This is a genomic window from Eubacterium sp. MSJ-13 (assembly GCF_018918235.1).
Lineage (GTDB): Bacteria > Bacillota > Clostridia > Lachnospirales > Lachnospiraceae > Butyribacter.
Window position 1 is genome coordinate 1 of record NZ_JAHLQE010000074.1, and the last position, 5,374, is coordinate 5,374.

At 35.0% G+C, this 5,374-nt stretch carries 5 protein-coding genes; 1 reads left to right on the top strand and 4 read right to left on the bottom strand.

What is annotated here, in order from left to right; translation table 11 throughout:
- The first annotated feature begins 286 nt into the window (after window positions 1-286).
- Window positions 287-526 (top strand): Veg family protein, encoded by a 240-nt coding sequence (locus KQI69_RS04570; protein WP_216564156.1) that lies wholly within the window; start codon window positions 287-289, stop codon window positions 524-526.
- A gap of 80 nt (window positions 527-606) precedes the next feature.
- Here KQI69_RS04570 and KQI69_RS04575 read toward each other — a convergent pair whose 3' ends face one another.
- From KQI69_RS04575 to KQI69_RS04590, 4 genes are all read right to left on the bottom strand, one after another.
- Entirely contained in the window at window positions 607-1,866 is a 1,260-nt protein-coding gene (locus KQI69_RS04575) for an ATP-binding protein (protein WP_216564157.1), read from the bottom strand.
- Between the two features lie 24 nt (window positions 1,867-1,890).
- Window positions 1,891-2,964: an HD-GYP domain-containing protein gene (locus KQI69_RS04580; protein WP_216564159.1), complete on the bottom strand. Its 1,074-nt coding sequence runs from the start codon at window positions 2,962-2,964 to the stop codon at window positions 1,891-1,893.
- A 6-nt stretch (window positions 2,965-2,970) separates the two neighbouring features.
- On the bottom strand, window positions 2,971-4,470 hold the full coding sequence (locus KQI69_RS04585; protein ID WP_216564161.1) for an ATP-binding protein: 1,500 nt from the start codon (window positions 4,468-4,470) through the stop codon (window positions 2,971-2,973).
- A 63-nt stretch (window positions 4,471-4,533) separates the two neighbouring features.
- Entirely contained in the window at window positions 4,534-5,040 is a 507-nt protein-coding gene (locus KQI69_RS04590; RefSeq protein ID WP_216564162.1) for an SEC-C metal-binding domain-containing protein, read from the bottom strand.
- Window positions 5,041-5,374: the final 334 nt, after the last annotated feature.

Sequence of the window (5,374 nt, forward strand, 5' to 3'; positions counted from 1 at the left end):
GTCAGAAAATAAAATCAATATTTTTTCAATTTAGTATTGACATTTATTAGCTGGACTTGCTTTTTCCTTAAACTTTAATACAGATCAACTATCGTTTATTTCCATAATCTTTAATTATGTTATATTAACTTTTTGCATATGTCAATCAATCAGTCCATCCTCATTCCCAACACCTATCTATACATATAAAATTGACTTTTCACCTATTTTATGCTATAATTTTATTTGTAGCATTTTGTTCAGATTGAAATATAGACAATCTATTTTTGAAAGGTACAGGTGAAACATGAGTCAAGCAGATATTAAAAAAGTCAAATCTTCGGTTGATAAAAATGTCGGAAATAGAGTTAAGATCCGCGCAAACCGTGGAAGACACAAGATTGATATTACAGAGGGTGTTATCAGCGAGACTTATCCAAGCATCTTCCTTGTTGAAGTCGAAAACAAATTAGATGATACGGTACAAACAGTTTCTTTCAGCTATACTGATGTTCTCACAAAAGATGTTCAGATGCAGCTTATCTAAACTGTCTATACACTTAGGATATAAAGGCTGTCCGAAATGGACAGCTTTTCTTTTACATATACATATTATATCTTTATATCTCAAACTGATATTTCTATCTTTGTACCAAATCCCTCTTCAGACATTATATTGAGCGTACCACCCAATTCTTTTATATTATGGTTTATGACATCCATTCCTACCCCTCTTCCTGAATAATCATTAGGCACAGTTGTCGTACTGACACCATTGATAAGCAGAAGATCCATTATGTCATCTCTCGAATAACTTTCTTTTTCTTCTTTTAAAACTCCTGCTTTCCTTGCTGCATCCAATACTTTTTCAGAATTTATTCCTTCTCCATCATCTTCCACAACAATCCTCAGATTGTCACCGCTTTCCAAAAATTCAAGCTTAATAAGTCCCATAGGAGACTTGCCAAGCCTCTCTCTTGTTTCCATATCTTCTATTCCGTGATCTACAGAATTGCGTATCATATGAATAAGTGCAGTGGATATCTTATCACGCTTCACTTTCTCTATCATACACTCCTGACCTTTTACCAGAAGTTTTATGTTTTTATGCAGCTTATGTGCCATATCATCCACGAGTATTTCCATTTTTTTTGCAATCGCTGAGAAATCATCTTTTGTAAACCTGGCAGTAATATCTGACAATTCATTCTTTATCTCTGTAAGTTCTTTTATCTGTGACTCAACAGATAGACTGCCATTCTGTAATGCACTTAATATGCCATCCATTTTATCAACTACAGCTTTTATCCTGCTGACCTCAGAGTTTTTTATAACTATGACACCATTTTCACTGTCATCTTTATATTTACCAGATAAAACTTTTCCATCACCTTTCTTTACATTCTCAACCGATGAATCACCTGGAATATAATATATCTGTCTTGTTTTCTTCTTAATATCTTCACCCGTAATACTGCTTTGAGCAAGCTTATATTGATTTTTAAGCTTATCAACATAGCTGTCTATATCATCCGCAATATATTCAGGCGGCTCATCCATAACTTTACCGCTTGGAATCTTCACAAGTTCCGTTTCTATATAATCTATATATTCACTGAGTACATTGTCAAACCTCTCCTTATCCTCAATGACCTTAGGTCCGTTCCTAAAGCAGTAAAGCAGACTCTCAAATTTTTTACTTATGTATGCAATTCCATCAAAAAGCATCATAGCGGCATCCGCTTTCAATGTATGTACGACACGAAATACTTCCTGAATCAGATCCTGTCCATAACTTTTCTCATCTTTATGGTAAGAAAAATCATTTCTCAACTCACTTATCAGCCTTGAACTTTGTTCATAAAATATTCCCATCATAGAATCCATAAGATTTCCTCCTGCTGTAACAAATCACTGCAATTGCTTTTGAATTTTACAAAAAATATCTATTATGGAAGGGTCAAAACGCTTTCCTGCCTCACTTCTCATAATTGAAAGACTTTCTTCTTTCGTATATGCATTTCTATAGCTTCTTTCACTATTTAATGCCATATATGTATCAATCACCGCCACTATTCTTGCTGACAAAGGTATATCCTCACCTGAAATTCCTTCCGGATAACCTGTTCCATCCCAATTCTCATGGTGATACTTTGCAATATCTGCGGCCATCTCCAGATAACTGTTTTTATTTTTATCCTTATTTATCTTTTTAAGATAATCTGCACCGATAATAGTATGGCTTTTTATCTTATCCCACTCCTCATCCGTAAGTGCCGTTTTTTTATACGCTATATCATCACTTACCGACAACATCCCAATATCATAAAGCTGTGACGCTGCTTCTATCTCATCCACAAATGTACTTGGTATAACCTTATCAAATTTTGGCGAAAACTGTAGACTTATCGCAAGCATCCTGCAATTTATCGAAACTTTGTCTATTCCTTTTTCATAAACATTTGACTGTATATCAAGTATATCAGCAAGTGCGCTCAGCTCATTTTTCTGTTCCTCAGCACCTCTGGTTATCTGCTCATTTACAACCTGATGAAGCTTTCTGTTATATGCTTCCATCTCCTGTTGAAGTTTGTAAATCTTTAAATGGGTATTTAACCTGAGCGTAACCTCCTCTTTTTCAAAAGGTTTTGCAATATAGTCAACTGCTCCGAGTTTAAACCCCTTTATCTTATCCTCAACAGAATCAAGTGCTGATATAAATATGATAGGAATATCTCTTGTTTTTACATCTGCCTTCAACATAGCACAGAATTCAAATCCATCTGTTTCAGGCATAGAAATATCAAGCAGTATGAGCTGTGGAATCTTTCTGTCAATGGCTGTCTGTGCCTGCTTTACACTGGTAACAGGTCTCGGTATGCACCCTGTAGATTTTACCATTTCAGAAAGAATAACAAGATTAGTAGACACATCATCCACTATCAGTATATTTGGCTGTTCATTCACCTGCATACTTACTGCCATGTCAAATCACCGCCTTTCTGACTGTAGTTTAAACTCATCAATTGCATTTTTCAATACTTCATAATCATCTAATGCTGCCTGATGATCACCCTTTCTGACTGTCATCTGAAGTCTGAAAGCTTTTCTTTTCAAATTCATCGGGTCGTCTGCTACAAGCATTTTTATTGTATCTGCAAAACTATTTGCCCTTGTCCAGTTTTCCATCTCTATACATAATACAAGTTTTTCGCAATTCTCATCGATTGCTTTTATATTTTCTTCTGAACCTAGTTTGTAAAGATTACTTTCCTCTTCTTCATCATCGAGATGAAAACTTCCACTATAATTAAATGAATATGCTGTTTTTTCTTCTGCTTTTTCAATTTTTTGTTCTGCTTTTTCAGTTTCCCCTGACACTGTCTTTTTTACTTTTATCGAAAATGAAAATGTACTTCCTTTACCCTTTTCACTTTCAACATTTATATCTCCGCCCATCATCTCTACAAGACTCTTTACTATACTCAGTCCAAGACCAGTACCACCAAATTTTCTTGTAATCGAAGCATCAACCTGCGAAAAACTTTTGAACAGTTTGTCTTTTTCTTTTTCGGAAATACCTATTCCTGAATCGATAACCATAAAAAACAATTCAATTTCTTTCTCGTTTTCAAAACTCTTAACAACATTCAGAGTAATCTGTCCAACCGATGTAAATTTTATGGCATTTGACAGAAGGTTGTTCAAAACTTGCGTAATCCTTAGTTCATCACCTATCATGCTTTCAGGAATATCCTCTCCTACATTACATATAAGTTTCAATCCCTTTGATTCCGCCTGTGTCCTGTTAACCTCCACAAGATTATCCATCATCTGATAAAAATTAAAATCTGTATATTCTATCGTAAATTTGCCGGCCTGCAACTTAGAGAAATCAAGAATATTATTTATGATCTTTATCATGTTTCTACAACATTGTTCTATGAGTTCTATTGTCTCACGCTGCTCAGAATCAAGTTGTGTATCAAGAAGGTTTTGTGCAAGCCCTAAAACTCCATTAACCGGTGTCCTAAGTTCATGAGTAACATTTGCAACCATCTCATTTCTTTCCTTGTGAGTCTCTTCAACCTCCATCTGTGCAGTTCTCAATTCCTTTTTTGTCTCTTTCTGCTGAACAATATCATGAATCATGCAAAATCCGAAACACCCCGTACTCTCTGGAAGTCTTACAAGATATGCGACCACTGAAAAACATGTCTCATTTGTCCTGTATGCCACTGTTTCAAAACTTATGCCATATTTGTGTCCTATGAGGTCTATCTTCCCGTCACTTAATGACATACACGTCCTGAATATATCCTGCATATAAATTTTTTCTTCCATACTGCATCCGAGATTTTTACATACTGCATCATTCTTTTCACACACGAATCCATCTGCATCAAAAAATAATATCATATCCTCTGCATCAGTAAACAATGCTTTATATCTGATTATATCACAACTTTTTTCTTCCTTCTCTTCTGTCATTCCCGGCACCTCCATCTTGAGCCGGCCATCAAATTAAGATAAACCGGCTCTCCAGATAACAAATTATTTATTTGCGCCACAGCAGTATTTATACTTTTTACCGCTTCCACATGGACAAGGATCATTTCTTCCGACTTTTTTTGCCTTAACTACAGTTCCTGACTTTTTCTGATCACGATAAAGCTCCTTGCGCTTTTCAACAGAAAGAAGGCTGTTCCACTGTGGAAGCTCATAAAGCCAATCTGCTTTTGCTTCAACCATATTGTAATAGAGTTTTTCAAGATCTATATCAAGTTTTACAACCGTGTCTGCTGTCATATCCTCGATAGGGTTTGGCTCTTTAAGACTGTCATTTATACCATCCAGAAATCCAACCATATAGTTTAATTCCATATTGTATCTATCTGCAAGTTCTTTAACCGTTCCGGTAACTATATCTGATGGATTTGAAAGAAGTTCTTCATATACTGCTTTCTCTTCTTTGAAATATTTATCCCAAATCGCCTTTCCTGCTTTTGAATTAATCTCTACGCCGTAAGCGTACTCTCTCCAATCCTGTAATAATCCCATAATATTTCCTTTCCTGTTTACTGTGATTTTTTCACGAAAATTTCTTTTTATTGAATGAATACCATAACTGTTTTATTTAAACCTGTCTGTATTCACTTTATGTTCTTAAGTATACCATAATTATGTCTGTGTGGTCAACGAAACCATCGTTATTTTTGCATAGTAAAAGAGAGACTGCAAAAAACTGCAATCTCTCTTTTGGAGAAGGTATTTTTGTTACTTATGGGGTGTAGCAAAAACTATATAATGTATTGGGGTTTACGATTGTTAGTATAGCAAGATTATACAAATAAGTGTGCACAAACTTGGTACTTTTTTTTATTTTTTTTTGTGC